The sequence below is a fragment of the Kluyvera cryocrescens NBRC 102467 genome (assembly GCF_001571285.1).
GTDB lineage: Bacteria > Pseudomonadota > Gammaproteobacteria > Enterobacterales > Enterobacteriaceae > Kluyvera > Kluyvera cryocrescens.
In genome coordinates this window covers 113,519-131,564 of the sequence record NZ_BCTM01000006.1, presented here as the reverse complement: position 1 = coordinate 131,564, position 18,046 = coordinate 113,519, and the positions used below count along the sequence as shown (strand labels likewise).

The following is an 18,046-nucleotide window of genomic DNA, read 5'->3' as shown; positions in this document are numbered from 1 at the left end:
GTGATACCGCCCACCCCATGATAAAATTCCGGCTGCCACGGAAGAATTAATAATTTCATCATGAAACTGCAGAATAAAATATTACGCTTTGTCATCTCAGGTGGCGTAGTGATACTCACCTCGTCATTTTTAATCTATGAATTGATAGCGACTCATCAGGATATGTCCGATTATATGAGATATATCATAGACAAGGGAGAATCGGCCTTTCTCTATGATAAATATCAGAATCAGCTGATTATATCTCAGATTTCCCGCAAAATGGATGAGCGGCCTACCGCAGAGGCGGCGGCCCGCGCCTGCGCCAGCGTTCAGCATCACGGTAAGGTCAATGGCCTGAATATTGATGGACACACCTATTCACCGCTTGAGGGTTCACTCACCTCAGGTAAAACGCCGTGCGCCCAATGGGTCAATGACCTGCCCATTTTAGACGCTTTTGATCTGGCTATCGCCAATAATACCGTCTGGAAACCCACGCTGCCCAATGAACCGAAACCCAATAAGCATTTTCGTTATTATATTGATTTAATGAATCAATATATCTATTTCAATTCACCAGTGGTCATTACCGATCCCACATTGACCAGCTGGAATTTTATCTACGGTAAGCGGCTTGGAATTTCCCCGGCCAGCCTGGAGAATTTATTTCTGGGTCGTACGGTGGTTTCCAGCATCTATGTGGATACCTTTACTCGTAAGAATATCTTAACTTTCCTGACGCCCGTCTATAAGCATGAACAGCTGAAAGGTATCGTTATGGTCGATCTCTCGCACCAGGATATGCGCGAGATTTTCTATACCCGCGATCGTCCGCTGGTCTGGCGCTATCTCGACATCGTCTTTACCGATTCAGATACCAACGCCCATATCACGGTGCACCGCAGCGCGGCTCACCTGCTGAATTATGTCGAGTACTCTCGCCCGCTCGCGGAAAACATGCACGTGGTTCTGTCGCTGGATGTGACCTATTTTCTGTTGAGCTCGTGGAAGCTATTTTTGTTCTACCTGGTGACCACGCTGGCGTTACTGCACCTGGTACGTACCCATTTTCGTCTTTACCGAACGGTCAGCAAAGAGAACATCAGCGATGCGTTGACTGGGCTGTATAACCGTAAAATTCTCTCCCAGGTGCAAAATATGCGTTTGCAACGCCTGACCGAACAAGGTGCAGGTATCGTGGTTATCGCGCTGGATTGCGATAAACTCAAACACATCAATGACACCTGGGGCCACGATGAAGGCGACCGCGCCATTATTATGCTAGCGCAGGCCATTTCGGCGGTTATCCGTAAAAGTGACTATGGCGTCCGCCTTGGTGGTGATGAATTTTGTATTATTCTGGTGGATTACGATGAGTCCGAAGCTGAACACATTCTGCTGCGTATTCGCGAGCAGCTTACGCTTATCGACCAGGAAAACCGCGTCAGCTTCTCGGCGGGCGTCTACAAGATGCGCCCCGGAGACAGCCTCGATGAAGCGATGAAAATTGCCGATGAGCGCCTTTATCTGGATAAAAAATCGCGCCACATCGTCGAATAACCGTTACTTACTGGAGCAGAAAATGATCACGCCGGTTTCACCAAACGTTCACCAGCAGCTGCTTGCGCTGCTCGATCAACAGCAGGCGCGCTATCGCGTCATGACCCATGAGGCGGTCGGTAAATGTGAAGCCGTTTCAGAAATCCGCGGTACCGCGCTAGGTCAGGGAGCCAAGGCGTTGGTATGTAAAGTGAAAGGTAATGGGGTCAATCAGCACGTGCTGGCGATTCTTGCCGCTGACCAACAGGCCGATCTGAGCCGGCTGGCGCAGCATATTGGCGGTCTTAAGGCGTCTTTGGCGAGCCCGGCGGAGGTCGATGCCCTCACCGCCTGCGTATTTGGCGCTATTCCTCCCTTTAGCTTCCACAGTGCGCTGCGTCTGGTGGCCGACCCGCTGCTGTTCGACCGCTTTGATGAGATAGCCTTCAACGCCGGAAGCCTGGAAAAATCCGTGATACTCAACACGCAAGACTATCTGCGCATCGCCCAACCAGAACTGGTCGATTTTCGTCGTCAGGCCTAACCCCGGCAAAAAACCGCAGTGCGCATTTATTTGTCGAAATGAGTTCGGCAAAAAAATGGCTGGCACTGCGAGGCCGCCATGGTGATGAAGAGGAATTTGCTGTTTATTCGCCAGCCTCGACCATTAATCCCATGGCCAGGCCAATAATCAGGCAAATGCCTGAAATCCTCTGCAAAAATTAAAAAACGCCTGCTTACTGGCGCGCACTTGCGTACAGTAAAGGAGATTACGCCAGCCTGCATCCAACCGGAACTACCGCGCTGAACGACGGGCCCCCAAAATGCGTAACGCAGTCACTTTTTATTTTGCAAGGATCACCTCTGTATGCTCGATACCACCCTGATTATCCTGCTGGGCCTGGCGGCGCTCGGATTTGTCAGCCATAACACCACCGTCGCCGTCTCGATCCTGGTTTTGATTATTATCCGCGTCACCCCGCTAAGCGTCTTTTTCCCGTGGGTAGAAAAACAGGGGCTGAGCATCGGCATCATCATTCTGACCATTAGCGTGATGGCTCCAATTGCCAGCGGCGCCCTGCCGGCTAGCACCTTGCTGCACTCATTCGCTAACTGGAAGTCGCTGGTGGCTATCGCCGTAGGCGTGTTTGTCTCATGGTTAGGCGGCCGCGGTGTGACGCTAATGGGCAGCCAGCCGCATCTGGTGGCCGGCCTGCTGATCGGTACGGTGCTGGGCGTCGCGCTATTTCGCGGCGTGCCGGTGGGGCCGCTGATCGCCGCAGGCCTGGTGTCGCTGCTTATTGGGAAGTCGTAGTGAGTTCGGCCAGATAACGCCCTGGCGTTTGTCCCAGCCCTTTACGGAACATGGTGATAAACGCGGTCGTCGAATCATATCCCAAAGACAGCGCCACCTGCTGGACGTTAAGCCCGCGCACCAACATTTGCAGAGCGAGGATCAGCTGTAGCTGATGCCGCCAGCGACGAAAATTCAGCCCGGTCTCTTTCACCACCAGCCGGGCGAGATTGCGCTCGCTCATTGCGAACCGGCTGGCCCACTGGCTCAACGTTTGCCACTGCGCGGGCTCAGCTTCCATCATCTCCACCATCAGCCGTATTTTGGGATGCGTCGATACCGGCAGCTGTAGCTGCTGTTCCGGCTGCTGCGGCAATTCATCAAACAGGACCTGGATCAGACGCTGCGTTTCTGGCATCAGCCGGGCGTTTTCATCGCGCTGGGCCAGAGTCAGGATCAGTTCACGAACCAGAGGCGAGATTTTTAACGTGCAGCAATGCGCCGGCATTTTTGCCGCCCCCGGCTCGATAAACAAAAAGCACAGTTCTGCCTGCGGCGTCGCACGGTTGCTGTGCGGCACTTCGCCGGGAACCCATACCGCAAACTGCGGCGGCACCATCCACAGCGCATTCTCCACCTCACAGGTGATAGCCCCATGCAGCGCCAGAATCAACTGCCCCTTGCGATGCTGGTGCAAAGGGATGTACTGCTCACCCTCGACAACCTGGATACCAAAGGCCACGGCGGCATCCTGATGGCTATCCGGATGGTAGCCGTCTAAACTGAGTCCCAGCATGATTTTGTCCGAATTTAGCGATTATCTGTCATTTTAGCTTGATTTAAACAAAGACCAAAACGGGTATTGTAGTCGTCCCATTTTTTTGTTGAGAAGACTATGTCTCGCACACTTCCTTCTTCCAGCCAACGCTGGTTACTGATTGTTGGTATTTTACTGATTGCCTCGACGCTCCGCGTCACCTTTACCGGTGCCGCTCCGCTGCTGGATGCCATCCGCGCCGATTACGGCTTAACCACAGCGCAGACCGGACTGCTCACCACCCTGCCGCTGCTGGCATTTGGTCTGGTTTCGCCGCTGGCGGCCGGTATTGCCCGCCGCCTGGGAATGGAACGCAGCCTGTTTATCGCCATGTTGCTGATTTGCGCCGGCATCGCGATTCGTTCCCTTCCCTCGGTTTTGCTGATGTTTGTCGGTACCGCAGTGATTGGTTGCGGGATTGCATTGGGTAACGTGCTGCTGCCGGGCCTGATTAAACGCGATTTCTCAAGCCATGTGGCAAAATTCACCGGGGCGTATTCAGTCACCATGGGTGCCGCGGCGGCGCTCGGCTCGGCGCTGGTCGTCCCGATCGCCATCAGCGGCTACGGCTGGCGCGGTGCGCTGCTGGCGCTAATGGCATTTCCGCTGCTGGCGCTGCTGTTCTGGCTGCCGCAGTGGCGGGCAAAACAAAGCACGACGATCTCCGGTAGCGGCGCTGCGCATAATCGCGGAATTTGGCGTTCCGCGCTGGCCTGGCAGGTAACGCTGTTCCTCGGGCTCAACTCGCTGGTCTACTACGTGATTATCGGCTGGCTGCCGGCCATTTTGATTAGCCAGGGCTATAGCGAAGCACAGGCTGGCTCTCTACACGGCCTGCTGCAGCTGGCGACGGCCGCACCAGGCATTGCCATTCCGCTGATTCTGCATCGCTTAAAAGATCAGCGCGGCATTGCCATTCTCGCCGCCCTGATGTGCGCCGTGAGCGTGCTCGGTTTCATTCTTCTGCCTGCCCAGGCAGTCGTCTGGACGCTGATTTACGGCTTTGGTTCCGGCGCCACGATGATCCTCGGGCTGACCTTTATCGGGCTACGCGCGTGTTCCGCGCACCAGGCCGCCGCGCTCTCCGGTATGGCGCAAACGGTCGGTTATTTGCTGGCGGCATGTGGGCCACCGCTGATGGGGAAAATTCATGATGCCAGCGGCTCGTGGCATATTTCGCTGATTTGCGTGGCGGTGATGTCGCTGGTGATGGCGGTATTTGGTGGATTAGCCGGACGCGACCGGGAGATTAACGCCGGGTAATATCAGTCGACAATAGACCAGAAGGCGTAATACGACGCCTTCTGGTGAGTCATGGATTATTGCGCAGCGGCATGCAGGAACGCCTGCACCAACGGCGCCGGACGCCCGGCCAGCGCATTGCGTTCATGTTGGAACAGGGTCGCCACGAAGAACGGATGCGTAATCAGCTCAACCGCGCGGATGTCACCGTTCTCATCCCACCCGGTCACCCGCAGCGGCTGCGTTTCCAATTCACTGGCAAACTCAGCCGAGACACCGTAGTTGCAGTGATACCCCTCTTCAATGCTGTCGCGGCCGTAGGCGCGGGCTATCAGCGTATTGGCGCGCAGTTCAATGATGTCACTTTTTTCAACCAGCGAGCAGGCTAGCGGCGCAATCACCATGCGTCCTTCCCGGTCGGTCTCCGCGTGCGCGGCATCGTCCCAGCCCATCACATTACGCGCATATTCGATGATCGCGTGCTGAAAACCGCCGCAGGTACCGAGGAATGGCAAACTGTTTTCGCGGGCATAGCGCACCGCCGTCAGCGCCCCATCCATATTCTTATACGGGCTCGCCGGTACCAACCAGATAGCCTGATAGTCGGCCAAATCTTCCGCACTCTTGATGGCATCGGTTGCCAGCCAATCATAGGTCACAGGCAGGTCCAGCACAGCGGCAGCGTCATCAATCGCCAACGGGATCGCCTGATGCGCAATGACATCGGCGTTATAGTCGCCAACCAGGGCGATACGAAGAGAGGGGGTTACAGCAGCGTTTTCCATGGGAGTCCTTATGTGCAGGCATTAACGAACGGCATAAGGAGCCTCAGACTAGCGATCTCCGCAGGAGATAGCAACACCCAGATAGCGAACCCCGCCATTCTTTGTGGTATGGTCAAAAAAGGATAAAGGGAGGAAGGATATGATCCAGTGTAAACGCGTTTATGAAGACGCAGCACCCGATGATGGCTACCGCGTTCTGGTCGATAGACTGTGGCCACGCGGGATCAAAAAGGAGGACCTTGTCTACGATGAGTGGTGCAAGGATTTGACGCCCTCGGCCGAGCTGCGCAAAGCCTACCACGGTGAAGTCATCGATTTTCCGACATTCTGCCAGCACTACCGTGAGGAGCTTTCGCACCATCGCGACGAGGGCAAGCGGCTGGCGGAGATTGCCAGCCATCAGGGATTGACGCTGATTTATGCCACCACCAATACCGTGCAAAACCACGCCCGGGTTCTGGCTGACTGGCTTAAAAATTTATAACCCTAGCGCGACGCTTTACAGCGTCGCGTTATCCCACCAGCGCAGCGCGTTCTTCAGCGGGCAGCGCGTCAGGCGTCAGCGGCATCAGATACTCTGCACGCACAAAGGCAAAACCGTGCTGCCCTTCACCGGTGCTGACATCACCGGTCACTAACCACAACGCACGAGGCGCATCGGCAGCCAGCTCCGTCATGACACCATTGACCGGGTTCAGACAGCGTTCACCAGGGTTAATCAACGCAAACAGCTCAACGCTCTTACCAATATTGGCGCGACCTGCGGCGGTACGGGCACCGATAATAATGGCGGTGGTACCCGGTTTTAGCGAAAACATACGACTCTCGTTACTCAGATTTATCCTGGGATGCATTTTACTGGAAGCATCCCCGGCTGTCATTTTTTCTGCGGATGATCGCGACGCCACAGCGCCCATTCTTCGATCGTTTCGCCATTTGGCAATTTGCACAGGCTGAACTGACCTTCGGCATTAACCTGCGGAATACTCTCTCTGCCCTTCTGCTGACAGTAGACCGCAGCAGGATTCGCCATACCCACCTGCGGCGGCTTCGGCGCATCCTGAACGGACTGTTTCGCGCAACCGACCAGAAGCAGAGGCAACAATAAACCCATACGATACGACATAATCATTCCTTATTTTCCGCCGGAGTTTAGCTTTAAACTCCATAATTTCTTCATTTTAGCTACACTTTTGCGACGTAAAGTGTGACTCGTTCTCAACTGACCAGAGAACAGAACATTCCATAATCAATGAGTTATTTTTGCCCCATCGCCCCCGATGGGGCTTTTTTTTGCCGGTAACAAACCGCTGATATTCTCCAATAGACACCTTTTAGTGACAGGGTGCTTACCTTCTCGATACATAATGTATAAAATTTAGGTCATCTGATCTCGTTTGGGATCATACACTATCAATTACACCTTCGTCGGGGACCATCGTTTTCATGTCAGACATTATTCTTGCCCGAGTATCACAAACACTTGCTACGGAACAGTCGTTAGAGAGTCTCGTTCGCCAACTGCTTGAAATGCTCGAGTTAGTGACCAACATGGAATCCACCTATCTGACGAAAATTGATACTCAGGCGCAGCTGCAGCACATTGTCTATTCCCGCAATAGCGGTGAGATGAACATCCCGGAGAATTTATCCGTGCCGTGGGGCGACACGCTGTGTAAACGCGCGATGGATGATAACTGTTTTTATAGCGATCACGTCGCGGAACAGTGGAGCGACTGCGATGCCGCCAAAGCGCTGGGGATTACGACGTTTCTGAGTACACCTATCCACCTGACCGATGGCTCGCTGTATGGAACATTGTGTGCCACCAGCACCGCGCAGAAACCGTTGAGCTTCAACAGCGAACATGTACTCCAGCTCTTTGCGAGCATTATCGCCCGCTATATCGAGAAAGAATCGCTGGTATCGCAGCTTCAGGAGGCTAATGCGGCCCTGATTTACCACTCCTATACCGATGCGCTGACCGGTTTGCCCAACCGCCGGGCGATCTTCGATAACCTTGAGATGCTCTTCTCACTGGCACGGCATCTGAATCACGCCGTGCTGTTGGCGTTTATCGATCTCGATAACTTCAAAAAGATCAACGACCTCTACGGGCACCAGGCCGGCGACGCCTTTTTGCAGCAGGTTGGGCAACGTCTGAAGCTTGGCATATCTGCCGACGATCAGCTTGGCAGACTGGGCGGCGATGAATTTATGGTCGCCACGCTGTCGCGAACGGCCGTACAGCTTGAGCAGTTTACCGAGACGCTGCGCCACCTGCTGATCGGCGATTATTTGCTCGGTGATACGTTGATTCACTACCCTGGGGCCAGTATCGGTACCGTCATTATCGATCCCAATAAAATGAATCCGGATAGCGCCCTACGTGCCGCGGATAGCGCGATGTATCAGGACAAAAAATTTCGCCATCGCACGGAAATTAGCGCCCAGCGGTTGGGCTAATTACAGTATCATACGGGCTATACAGGAATAAAAATCAGGATGTCACAATGAGACTGGGTATCGCTTTCCCCATTGTTATCTTTTTTATCGCCGTGATCTTTTTGGGCTGGTTCTTTATCGGCGGCTATGCGCTTCCGGGAGGAGCACAATGAGAAAAACTACGATTATTATGCTGATCATCGCCATCATCACCGTCGTTGGCGTTGAGTTCGGTTGGTGGTAAGTCAAAGATAAGCCGCCATCGCGTCGGCTTATCTTTTCTCCCCGCGATTGTTCTTCATCTGATACATCTGCGCATCGGCCTGTTGAATGGCGTTGTCCAGCGAGTCAAGGCACGGTGCGACGCCCCAGGAGACCGACAACGGCACCGGCTGTTCTTCTGGACTAAACGGGAAGACCGCAATTTTGGCGGCAATACGTTCAGCGATGATATGCGCATGGGCAATATCCGTTCGGCTTAGCAGAACGATAAACTCATCGCCGCCGCTGCGAATCACCCAATCGCCGTTCGCACGCACATCGCCAAGCATACATTGTGCAATGGCCTGTAAAGCGCGATCGCCTGCCTGATGGCCGTAGCTGTCGTTAATCTGCTTGAATTTATTGCAGTCAAAAAGAATCACCGTCGTAAATGGCAGCGAACGCTGCTGGATCAAAGCAAAAATATTGCGCGTAAAACAGCCGGTTAACGGATCGCGATAGAAGCGCAGATCGGCATGATTCAGATGATAACGAATCAAAAAGAACAGCAGAATTAGCAGCGCGGGGGCCATAGCCAGAATCGCCAGCGCATTTCCATCATTGAGGATAAATAACCACACCGGCATCGCATAGGTTATCTCATAGCGTGAAGAAATCTCATGAATATGGTGGCGATCCAACCAGCGACAATTATTGACAATGCACATCACTTCGCCAGTTTGCCGACTCTGTAAACCAAGAATCAGCGCGCGGGGTACCTGATGATTAAACGCATTCTGGAGCATCCGCAGCAGTTCCGAACGCGAAAGATCGTAGGCCAGATAGCCGATAATATGGTTGCTCGGGTCGCCTTCTGACAGGTCATAAATATAGCTGACTACGCTGTAGGCCTTATCGCCGGTGATTTTATCTTCGTAGAAATTTGTCACGCTGAGCGATTTTTTACGCATGCTTTTTTGCAGCACCCGATCATAAAACATTTCCGGCTCGGCGAAGAACGCTCGGGGATTATTCGCCATTTGCGACGAGCTAAAAGTGAATGGAACTGAATCGGCAGCGTTAAACCAGTAGAACCAGTTGCCATTGCTATCGATGATATAACGGTGGGTATCATGCTGTTCGGGATTTAACGCCCGTACTTTGTCACGAATATATTCCGCCGCCACGTATAGACAGCGCGCACTTCGATCCGGCTTCTTTGCGACTAATGCGCCATGCTGGTTATCCAGCTCGCCTGGGTTGGCGTTAATTCCCCAATCATCACCGCGGGGATGAAAAACATCGGCTTCCCCGCAGAGGAAGTGACGGCTAACCTGTTGATAGCGTACCCCTGCCGCCTCAGCCATCAGCTCATTGTCGGTGAACATGGTCATCATCTGGTTTTGCAGTTCGTGGATGCTCTCATTCACCTGCGATAATGCGCGCTGGTAAAGGAAAAAGAGAGCGAGGCAAATCAGCAGACAGGTCACGACCGCCGATGCCAACAGCGACTGTTTTTTGCGCAGACTATCCTGAATAATTCTCACCGCCACTCCGTCCTGATGGACCCATTCCTTTAAACGCCGCACTCGCCGTTAGTTCGCGTCACGGTCGTTTTCATTACGTATCGTGATCATTATGGACGATAATTTTCGCTGGCAGGAATTTGATCGTGTCAGGTCTTTACGGGAATGGCAATAGGATTTGCGGAAGGCGAGCAGGACGCTCGCCGGAAAAAAATTATTGCTTGTTATCAGAGCCTAAAAGCAAGAAAGCAAGCGGGATAGAGAAGAGAACGGTAAAGATCGTGCTGTAGACCATGACCATTGCCCCTTGCAGCACAAACATGCTCGTCGTCCACTCCGAATAGGGCAGATTATATTCGCTGACCACACCGCCAAACGTCGCGCGACCGACCACCACCACGGCAATAGCGAAAATGACCATCGCACACAGCACGAATCTTTTACCCTTCGGCGTGCGCAGTTTTTCCAGAATCATTGCATCCTCCCGACGCGAAACTCACGATATTTTGCTGTATTTGTAACACTAATGAAGCATAAATTGAATGTTTTTTGTTGCCTGATGTTCACAAATATCACGCAAAAAAGATCAAGTGTTTAACCTATCCTATAAGATGCATATAAAATGCATTTTCTGATAAACAGCCTACGAAAATTATGGTTTAATACTTTCAACGTATAGGGGGAAAACATGCTACGCATTCCGCAAAGTTGTATTCATACCCGTTCCACACCGTTCTGGAACAAAGACACCGCACCTGCCGGCATTTTTCAGCGCCATCTGGATAAAGGCACGCGTCAGGGTGTTTATCCACGGCTCTCCGTGCATCAAGGCGCCATTCGCTACCTTGGTTTTGCCTCTGAGACATCGCCCGAGCCGGAAAGCGAACTGATTATCGAAGCCGGCCATTTCGGCGTATTTCCGCCAGAAAAATGGCATTACATCGAAACCATGACCGACGATACCGTATTTAACATCGACTTCTTTGTCGAAGCTGATGTGCTGAAATCGCTATAGACCTTAGGGTCATGCTGTAAGGAGCCATCTATGTTACGTATTCCTGAAAATTTTGTTCATTCGCGTTCGACTCCGTTCTGGAATCAAGATACTGCGCCGAAAGCCCTCTTCACCCATCACAACACCAAAGCCCATGTCTATGGTCGCCTCTCCGTGATGCAGGGTGCCGTGCGCTATTTTGGTTTTCCTGACGGCGATGCCACTGAGCCCGATGTCGAGGTGGTGATTGAGGCCGGCTCTTTTGGTATCTCACCGCCGCAAAAATGGCACCGCATCGAACTGTTGACCGACGATACTTATTTCAATATCGATTTCTTCGCCGATCCCGATGCCACCCTTGAGGGAAAAGGTCTGGGCAAAGTCGTTAACTCGCATAAGGGGTAAGAAGATGGGTAAGGCAACCTACACGGTGACCGTCACCAACAATAGCAACGGCATTTCTGTTGATTATGAAACCGAGACACCGATGGAACTGCTGGTCCCAGATGTTGCGGCGGATGTGGTCAAAGACCTGATCAATACCGTTCGTGCTTACGATACTGAAAACGAACATGACGTTTGCGGTTGGTAGTGCAACGTTGTAAAAAATAAACGGGAACCCTGGGCTCCCGTTTTTATTGGTACTTCAAATCATTACCCGCATCGCTCATACCAATATCCGATCCTAATTATTCACATTAATACTTTTGCAGGAGCGTTCTCCCCGCCCTCTTTTGCCAGGTTTATCAGAAAACCGACGGATGATAAGGTCATGGCCTGGCGTCCATTTCTGTATGTCATTATCAATAACGCGCCTCTGCGCACTGCGCGGCGGGCAAAACTGACGTTGGTCGGTAAGGTATGAGAGCCTTTATGACAATGAGGGCGATGGAATGGTGAAACGATTAGGTTTACGCCTCGGCTTCATACTCGCGATATGCGGTTGCGCAAATCAGTAGGAACAGGCCAGCAGCGTGAAGATTGTCGCCGTGGCTGACGCGTCATTAAGTCAGTGCCAACGCCTACAGGACGTTAATTCACAAAGGAATGCATAGGCCTTTAGTATGGGCTACTTCTCTGCGCATAAACAGGTCGTGTACAACCTACAGGGACAAGAAAAAAACGGGGGCCGACGCATTGGTGTTCACTAGCCAAAGTTACATTCCCTTGAGTGGGATCACCAAAGCGAGTGGCACAGCCTATCGCGGCGCAAAATGAACAAAAAAACCGCCCTACCGCACCCTTCCAAACGATGGAACGATGTCTAGCAGGCGGTTTTTCGCGGGCAGGTGATTTACTCGAAGAAGACTTCAGGGTTGTCAGCTAACGAGACAAATTGTTTCGTGCCTTTCTCCAGCGCGCGGATAGCGCCACTTTCGATATCGTATACCCAACCGTGCAGGCGAATGGCACCATCGCGCAGGCCTACAGCGACCGACGGGTGAGTTTTAATATTATTGAGCTGCGCAATGACGTTTTCTTCCACCATCGCGTTCACTTTGTCAGTTTCATTGTCATACGTTTTCTTCTCGACAACGGCTTTTGCCGCATCGGAATAACGTAACCAGTGAGAAACGGCCGGCATTGGTTCCAGACACTGGCAGGTAGCGATAGCTTTCATCGCGCCGCAGTTGGAGTGCCCACAAATCACAATATCCGTCACGCCTAATGCGACCACGGCGTACTCAATCGTCGCCGAGACCCCACCGGGTTCAGGACCAAAGGACGGCACAATATTGCCCGCGTTGCGGATAACAAACAGCTGTCCTGGCTCTTGTTGAGTGACCAGCTCAGGCACCAAACGACTGTCTGAACAGGAGATGAAAAGTGCTTTTGGATTCTGGCTGGAAGCCAGGCTGCGGAAGAGTTCCTTACGTTTAGGAAAAACTTCTTTCTGAAAGTTGAGGAACCCTTCAATGATATGTTGCATAGCAGTATCTCTTTCTCGTTTTTACGCAGGTCATGATGGAAATCACGTTTTTAGTGTACCACCGAAGCGCAAAAGGGAAACAGTTCAATCTCAGTAACGCATTTGTTACCTATCAGACACATTTACAGTTATGCCCAGCCGCCCCGGTAATGACTCAGGGCGCTTACCTACCAAAACCGCTCCTAGGCGAATGCCGATCCATCATTTCAACCGTGATATACGACTGGTGTCCGCGGGTCAGCGCAATACGAACTTCCGTTTTCGCTGTCGGATAACTGGCATTACAAAGGGAGCGCGGTTGCCCCGCCCTTTTCACCGATTCACCACTGCCACTGCCACTGTTTAAAATAGCGCGTGAACGGGCTGTTGTGTTTCATTGATCAACCTGAGCCTGTAGGCAGCATGCTCATCAGACATCAAAACCTCGGCGCTACGCCAAAATTCGGCGACTTGATGTTAGCAGCCCAAACTTTGATATCGTTCTGCAGCAATAACGTGAAATCAGACTTCAGATGATTCACCATGTCATTGACCTGGTCGGCATTGTTTACTGCGAAATGTTCAATCCGGTTCTTCCCTAACGGCACGCAGCTGTATTTAGCGGGAATATCTTTACCATTGACATTCAATTTGTTGGGTTCGCCAACACATGGTCCCTGAGATACGTAGGAAACCACCAGGTTGGCGCCCATTCGCCCCGGCTGCGAAATGCTGAGCATCACGGGAAAACCGTCCGAAGTCTGAGTCATGTCATAAAGGATGCCATCCTTTGTATACCAGGTATTGTATTCCCTTTCCTGAAGTGCTGAATGTGCAATAGATGAAATAAAAAGCAGCGCAATGATTGTAATAGCATGAAGTTTCATAAAACATTGCCTTTAATGGTTATCATATTCATTATTCAGATCACGATAAAAACGACAACAAATTAAAAGTACTCCTACTATTTTTAGCTGTAAAAAACCGGTGGTTATCCCAACTCAGTGCACTGCGCTCAAGATGTTTATCAATAAACCGCGAAAAAGTCAGCCCGACCATCCCGGTTTAGCGTCTGCTGCGGTCAACTGTGCCATTATAGCCAGGAGAATGATAAGGAGATGCTTGCGATCCTCGTTCTTCAGCGCTTCCGCCGCTCATTGATATGTGCACATCATCCCCTCTGAGCTTTACTTGTGACAACAGCAGCAGCTGCCATACAGCGGTGATCGGCAGGGTTAGGCGTCGCAGGCGCCTCCAATAGACAATCGGTAATCTACGCTACGCATTGCTCAACAAATAGACAAATGAAATAATTTCAATACGTGATTACTGATTATTGAATGTTCCCGTGATAGCATAACCACACTAACTGCATTGTTATTATTGAGACCTTTAGGATGAAGCGCTACACCACAAACAAAACGATATGCTGTTTGTTTTTCGTTTTATTGATTCCTTTCTTCATAGTTAGCACTTATACCTATTTTTATATTGACCTAAGCAGTCAAAAAGAATTCAAAAACACAATGTCTCGCTTCACTGCTAATGCGTCGAAAGCCAATATTGAAACCCCGCTCAATGAAATAAAAATGATATTCAGAAGTTTATCATCGAATATAGACGAGAATGATATTGAAAGATATTTAGATAATCGTCCAACCGATCTCAACACCGTGATAGCGGCGATTACTGATTCAACCGTGTTTTTCAATAACGTGATGATATCCAATGCCACAGACAAATACAGAATCTACCCAAACGTTGAGCTCACACGGTTTGCTCCGCGCTCAAGACCCTGGTATCCACTAACGGCCGCAAAAGATTTCATCAGCTATTCCGACCCTTACATCTCGGCGATTAGCGACGTAAATGGCACAACCAAATCGAAGAAAAAATCCATCACGGTCAGTATGAATCTCTTTGATAAATCTTCTGATTTTATCGGGAATATTGCTTTTGATTTAGACTTAAAGTCAATCAGTTCAACCATCAACAATAAAACTCCGCCATACAATGGCAAATTTTTAATTGCTTCTTCTTCTGGAGACGTGGTGCTCAGTGAGAATAAAATTGAAATTTTGCGTAAAAAAATCCCTCAGGCATGGATTGAACAAGCATCTAATGTCGAAGGGGATTTCTATGATGACAAAGAAAAGGTTTACGTTTTTTATCGCACATACATGAACCCAGACTGGTTTGCCTTCACCATTGTGCATGAATGCGACTACCAAGATATCACCAGTATTGCCAGGAAAACGTTCTGGATAGTGACGCTCTCCTGCTTAGTGCTATATATGATTATGGTTGTCCTGGCTAAGTTATATATGGAGAAAATCATTTCAAAGCTTTATATGGGAATCAACGGCATCGATCCGAATAAAGATAAAGTTTCTATAACTTCGATATATGAGAACGTCAAGGAAAACCAACAAAACCTTGAGCGCGCCGTCTATGAATCAACCACGGATGGTTTGACCCATATATTCAACCGCCGGAAGTTTGATAATGACATGCGTAACCTTATTGAAAAAAATCAATCCTTTTATTTGGCCATAATCGACATTGATGATTTCAAGAAAATAAATGATACATACGGGCATGATGCGGGTGACAACGTGTTACGCACGGTGAGCAAAATCGGCAGTCAGGTTATGGGTAATGAACATAATATTTATCGATTTGGCGGTGAAGAATTATGTGTAATCTACAGCGGTGAGGATTATGACTTCTTCTACCAACTGATTGATACCTGGCTCAAAATGGTTTCCATGAGGGTATGGCGGGAGCCGGATTTGCGCGTAACATTCAGTGCAGGTATCGCAAAAAATTCAGGTCACGTTTCTGTGGAGCAACTATTGAAGCAGGCGGATGAAAAACTGTATCTGGCAAAAACATCCGGGAAAAATCGGATAATCGGCATATCAACGCCGCGCTGATACCTTCCGGTGAAAATTTCGCCTGACGTATTTCAGGACCTCACGTAGAGCGCTACAAGAGTTCAGATCAATGATGCAGGTATCTGAACGGCTATATCGCTAACGGGGAGTTAACACGCAAATATGGATGGGACATGCCAGCCAGGCAATGACAGGTACAACGACTCGTAGGGAAAAGAGCGGGAAATACTGGTCAATTGATAGTCAGTTTTGCAGGCGTTTTGCAGAAGAACTACAAAAGGTGAATGCCGCCCGGAGGCGGCAAGAGGATTTACTCGCTGATTTCCAGCGCATCCTGGATGGCGTCAGCCAGTGCGGCAACTTCCTGCGAAACGTTGCGCAAGTCCATCTGGGAGCGGATCCCAGCGTTTGCAGTAGACGCAGAAACGGACGCTTTGGAGATTTCCAGAGCAGCCTGCACGGCCAGTAAGCGCTTGTGATTTTCAGCGGCATCAACGCCGGTGGCGCCGTCGAGATCGAAGTACCCTTCTAACATTGCTATCTCCTTGTGTTTACGCCACTAGTGTAGGGCCATAGGCACAAGCAAGCTATCAAAATTAGTAAAGTCGTAATTCTACGAAATATCGTTTCCCTTTCCCCTGACTTCAATCCGATATTTATTGGTTAACTGCTACGACAACCGTTTATTTTGTTGTTATTCAGGTACAACTCGGTATACATTGATATCCCCCAATATATATAACTACGGGATAGATGAAGGATTAAATGGAATTTAACGAAATGATCCATGGATTGTTTCAACAGGTCAGGTCTAAATCTAATTTTTTTCGTTTCTTAACAGATTTAAAACATAATAATGTTTCATACTACATTTATTTTGTCGCCACTGGAAATGTAAAAATTGTAACTAAGGCTGATACCTATATTTCAATGAAGAGCCACAGGGGGCTCATTAAAATCAATGCGCATGCCAGCAGTGGTCTTGCGCAAATTGCAGCAAAGAGGCACTTCACGGGGATTACCGAGTTTGATCAATACTGCCAGGAGCTTGCACGGGCTGGTGTATTTAAATGGGTTGTGGATATTGAAGATGAGACACGCCATTATTGGTCTAAAGATAATACGCTATTGCACACGGAAAACTTTATTAAACCTACGTAATTTATATTAAAAGTATAATAATATGAAATGCAGATCGTTATAAATCCATTTATATTACGATTTAAAATTCACGCAGCCAGAACAATGATAAATGCATATATCTGAAGCGTATTTTTTACCAGTTTGCAAAATGTAAAGTCGAGCCCCAATATGAAAATATTGGGGCTTTTCAAAGCACTATCTGTTTAATGAAGTCTGTATTTATGCCCAGCTTTCGCAAGCGTCTGGATACCGGCTATCGCCCCTCTGCAAGCTGGCGTTTGCGCAGCAGACCGCAAGCGATGCTGGTGTTCAACACTATCGCCTTCTACTGCCTCCACGTAGACATCAACCTCCTGCCGATTTTGCCGTTTATCTCCCCTTTCTGAGCTAACTTGCGAGCCAATAACATCACGGACAAGTTCGCGCAGTAAAACGCGCAGAGCTCAGGCAACACGATTTCTGTCCGAGCGAACTGAACGTTCATGAATTCATGTGAAGGAAAATCTTTGTTGCGCAAAACCCGATGATAAATGCCGGAATGCACAGTCTTGTTTTTTGCACCTTGAATACTGGATAAAAAAACAGTATAAAGAGTCTTTCTCCGATCCCAATAAGGCAATGCGTAATGTTTGTGGAACTGGTGTATGACAAAAGAAATTTTGATGGTTTGCCTGGCGCAAAAGAGATCATTCTGAGTGAACTGAGTAAGAGAGTGCACCGAATTTTCCCAGATGCAGAAGTCCGGGTAAAACCTATGATGACGTTACCTGCAATCAATACCGATGCCAGTAAACATGAGAAAGAACAGATAAGCCGGGCGGTTCAGGAAATGTTTGAAGAAGCCGAGTTCTGGCTAGTCAGTGAATAATAGCGGCCAATTCCGCAGCAATCCGCATTAACAAGATCGCTGCGGAGAATGACGACAGCCTCTCTTCTCCTTCACGTCTGCTATTCCCCGCTCAATCCACCTGGCGAGATAACCAACCATCCGGCGTTTCGCAACAATCGTCTAATCTGGCACCGTTTACGGCGAAACAAATTGCTCTTTTTATACTCACACAAATCAATGTCTATTAAACGTACAGCATTCTCTGCCCCCCGATAAGGGTGTTCGGATATGTGCAGCAGTGATGACAGTGGTAAAGATGGGATAGTTGTGAGTGCCAGGATGGGGTAAATCAGAGGGGTTTTGGGGAAAGGTTTTGGGGAGAGTTTTGGGGAAAGATTTTCTTCAGCAATAAAAAACGGGAACCAACCGGCTCCCGTTTATCA

23 protein-coding genes are annotated in these 18,046 nt (G+C 49.8%); 14 read left to right on the top strand and 9 right to left on the bottom strand.

The window, feature by feature from the left end; all coding sequences use genetic code 11:
- Positions 1–60: 60 nt before the first annotated feature.
- The 3 genes from dgcJ (at position 61) to KCR01S_RS04840 (ending at position 2,836) form a co-directional block, all read left to right on the top strand.
- Positions 61–1,542, top strand: a complete 1,482-nt coding sequence (gene dgcJ / locus KCR01S_RS04850; RefSeq protein ID WP_061280341.1) for a diguanylate cyclase DgcJ — start codon at positions 61–63, stop codon at positions 1,540–1,542.
- 22 nt (positions 1,543–1,564) lie between these two features.
- A complete protein-coding gene (locus KCR01S_RS04845; RefSeq protein WP_061280338.1) occupies positions 1,565–2,065 on the top strand; it encodes a YbaK/prolyl-tRNA synthetase associated domain-containing protein in 501 nt (166 codons plus the stop codon).
- Between the two features lie 324 nt (positions 2,066–2,389).
- Entirely contained in the window at positions 2,390–2,836 is a 447-nt protein-coding gene (locus KCR01S_RS04840; protein ID WP_052281728.1) for a DUF441 domain-containing protein, read from the top strand.
- On the opposite strand, the gene KCR01S_RS04835 is transcribed toward KCR01S_RS04840, so the two are convergent.
- The gene (locus KCR01S_RS04835) at positions 2,820–3,614 is read right to left on the bottom strand and encodes an AraC family transcriptional regulator (protein WP_167348813.1); all 795 of its coding nucleotides are present in this window, start codon (positions 3,612–3,614) and stop codon (positions 2,820–2,822) included. The genes KCR01S_RS04840 and KCR01S_RS04835 overlap by 17 nt on opposite strands.
- Positions 3,615–3,710: 96 nt before the next feature.
- On the opposite strand from KCR01S_RS04835, the gene KCR01S_RS04830 reads away from it, so the two are divergent.
- Positions 3,711–4,895 (top strand): CynX/NimT family MFS transporter, encoded by a 1,185-nt coding sequence (locus KCR01S_RS04830; protein ID WP_061280333.1) that lies wholly within the window; start codon positions 3,711–3,713, stop codon positions 4,893–4,895.
- A gap of 56 nt (positions 4,896–4,951) precedes the next feature.
- Here the strand turns inward: KCR01S_RS04830 and KCR01S_RS04825 are convergent, their stop codons facing one another.
- Positions 4,952–5,659 (bottom strand): CTP synthase C-terminal region-related (seleno)protein, encoded by a 708-nt coding sequence (locus tag KCR01S_RS04825; protein WP_061280331.1) that lies wholly within the window; start codon positions 5,657–5,659, stop codon positions 4,952–4,954.
- Positions 5,660–5,798: 139 nt separating this feature from the next.
- Here KCR01S_RS04825 and KCR01S_RS04820 point away from each other — a divergent pair, with 139 nt between their 5' ends.
- A complete protein-coding gene (locus KCR01S_RS04820; RefSeq protein WP_061280328.1) occupies positions 5,799–6,143 on the top strand; it encodes a DUF488 domain-containing protein in 345 nt (114 codons plus the stop codon).
- 28 nt (positions 6,144–6,171) lie between these two features.
- On the opposite strand, the gene KCR01S_RS04815 is transcribed toward KCR01S_RS04820, so the two are convergent.
- Together KCR01S_RS04815 and KCR01S_RS04810 are read right to left on the bottom strand one after the other, a co-directional pair.
- Positions 6,172–6,477, bottom strand: coding sequence for a hypothetical protein (locus KCR01S_RS04815; protein WP_061280325.1), 306 nt, complete (start codon positions 6,475–6,477; stop codon positions 6,172–6,174).
- 59 nt (positions 6,478–6,536) lie between these two features.
- Positions 6,537–6,791, bottom strand: a complete 255-nt coding sequence (locus KCR01S_RS04810) for a putative hemolysin (RefSeq protein WP_420883585.1) — start codon at positions 6,789–6,791, stop codon at positions 6,537–6,539.
- A gap of 314 nt (positions 6,792–7,105) precedes the next feature.
- Between KCR01S_RS04810 and KCR01S_RS04805 the strand changes: the two genes are divergently transcribed.
- Together KCR01S_RS04805 and KCR01S_RS25070 are read left to right on the top strand one after the other, a co-directional pair.
- Positions 7,106–8,125 (top strand): sensor domain-containing diguanylate cyclase, encoded by a 1,020-nt coding sequence (locus KCR01S_RS04805; protein ID WP_061280320.1) that lies wholly within the window; start codon positions 7,106–7,108, stop codon positions 8,123–8,125.
- A gap of 47 nt (positions 8,126–8,172) precedes the next feature.
- Positions 8,173–8,277 (top strand): YoaK family small membrane protein, encoded by a 105-nt coding sequence (locus tag KCR01S_RS25070; RefSeq protein WP_100249921.1) that lies wholly within the window; start codon positions 8,173–8,175, stop codon positions 8,275–8,277.
- A gap of 99 nt (positions 8,278–8,376) precedes the next feature.
- Here KCR01S_RS25070 and KCR01S_RS04800 read toward each other — a convergent pair whose 3' ends face one another.
- Together KCR01S_RS04800 and KCR01S_RS04795 are read right to left on the bottom strand one after the other, a co-directional pair.
- Positions 8,377–9,852, bottom strand: coding sequence for a GGDEF domain-containing protein (locus KCR01S_RS04800; protein ID WP_072277093.1), 1,476 nt, complete (start codon positions 9,850–9,852; stop codon positions 8,377–8,379).
- 193 nt (positions 9,853–10,045) lie between these two features.
- Positions 10,046–10,306 carry a DUF2534 family protein gene (locus KCR01S_RS04795; protein WP_061280317.1) on the bottom strand — a complete coding sequence of 87 codons (261 nt, stop codon included), beginning with the start codon at positions 10,304–10,306 and terminating at the stop codon, positions 10,046–10,048.
- Between the two features lie 213 nt (positions 10,307–10,519).
- Here KCR01S_RS04795 and KCR01S_RS04790 point away from each other — a divergent pair, with 213 nt between their 5' ends.
- The 3 genes from KCR01S_RS04790 to KCR01S_RS04780 are packed head-to-tail and all read left to right on the top strand — an operon-like array spanning position 10,520 to position 11,417.
- Positions 10,520–10,846 carry a TehB family protein gene (locus KCR01S_RS04790; RefSeq protein WP_052281738.1) on the top strand — a complete coding sequence of 109 codons (327 nt, stop codon included), beginning with the start codon at positions 10,520–10,522 and terminating at the stop codon, positions 10,844–10,846.
- 30 nt (positions 10,847–10,876) lie between these two features.
- On the top strand, positions 10,877–11,230 hold the full coding sequence (locus KCR01S_RS04785; RefSeq protein WP_061280314.1) for a TehB family protein: 354 nt from the start codon (positions 10,877–10,879) through the stop codon (positions 11,228–11,230).
- 4 nt (positions 11,231–11,234) lie between these two features.
- A complete protein-coding gene (locus KCR01S_RS04780) occupies positions 11,235–11,417 on the top strand; it encodes a DUF1869 domain-containing protein (protein WP_061280311.1) in 183 nt (60 codons plus the stop codon).
- Between the two features lie 702 nt (positions 11,418–12,119).
- Here KCR01S_RS04780 and KCR01S_RS04775 read toward each other — a convergent pair.
- On the bottom strand, positions 12,120–12,755 hold the full coding sequence (locus tag KCR01S_RS04775; protein ID WP_061280308.1) for a carbonic anhydrase: 636 nt from the start codon (positions 12,753–12,755) through the stop codon (positions 12,120–12,122).
- Positions 12,756–13,171: 416 nt separating this feature from the next.
- Entirely contained in the window at positions 13,172–13,621 is a 450-nt protein-coding gene (locus tag KCR01S_RS04770) for a hypothetical protein (protein ID WP_061280306.1), read from the bottom strand.
- A 510-nt stretch (positions 13,622–14,131) separates the two neighbouring features.
- Between KCR01S_RS04770 and KCR01S_RS04765 the strand changes: the two genes are divergently transcribed.
- Positions 14,132–15,670, top strand: a complete 1,539-nt coding sequence (locus KCR01S_RS04765; RefSeq protein WP_061280304.1) for a sensor domain-containing diguanylate cyclase — start codon at positions 14,132–14,134, stop codon at positions 15,668–15,670.
- A gap of 271 nt (positions 15,671–15,941) precedes the next feature.
- Here KCR01S_RS04765 and KCR01S_RS04760 read toward each other — a convergent pair whose 3' ends face one another.
- On the bottom strand, positions 15,942–16,166 hold the full coding sequence (locus tag KCR01S_RS04760) for a hypothetical protein (protein WP_061280301.1): 225 nt from the start codon (positions 16,164–16,166) through the stop codon (positions 15,942–15,944).
- A gap of 230 nt (positions 16,167–16,396) precedes the next feature.
- Here KCR01S_RS04760 and KCR01S_RS04755 point away from each other — a divergent pair, with 230 nt between their 5' ends.
- The 3 genes from KCR01S_RS04755 (at position 16,397) to KCR01S_RS04750 (ending at position 17,642) form a co-directional block, all read left to right on the top strand.
- A complete protein-coding gene (locus tag KCR01S_RS04755; RefSeq protein WP_061280299.1) occupies positions 16,397–16,792 on the top strand; it encodes a DUF1398 family protein in 396 nt (131 codons plus the stop codon).
- A 203-nt stretch (positions 16,793–16,995) separates the two neighbouring features.
- Entirely contained in the window at positions 16,996–17,160 is a 165-nt protein-coding gene (locus KCR01S_RS25065; protein WP_156478744.1) for a hypothetical protein, read from the top strand.
- A gap of 239 nt (positions 17,161–17,399) precedes the next feature.
- Entirely contained in the window at positions 17,400–17,642 is a 243-nt protein-coding gene (locus KCR01S_RS04750; RefSeq protein WP_061280296.1) for a DinI-like family protein, read from the top strand.
- The last annotated feature ends 404 nt before the right edge of the window (positions 17,643–18,046 follow it).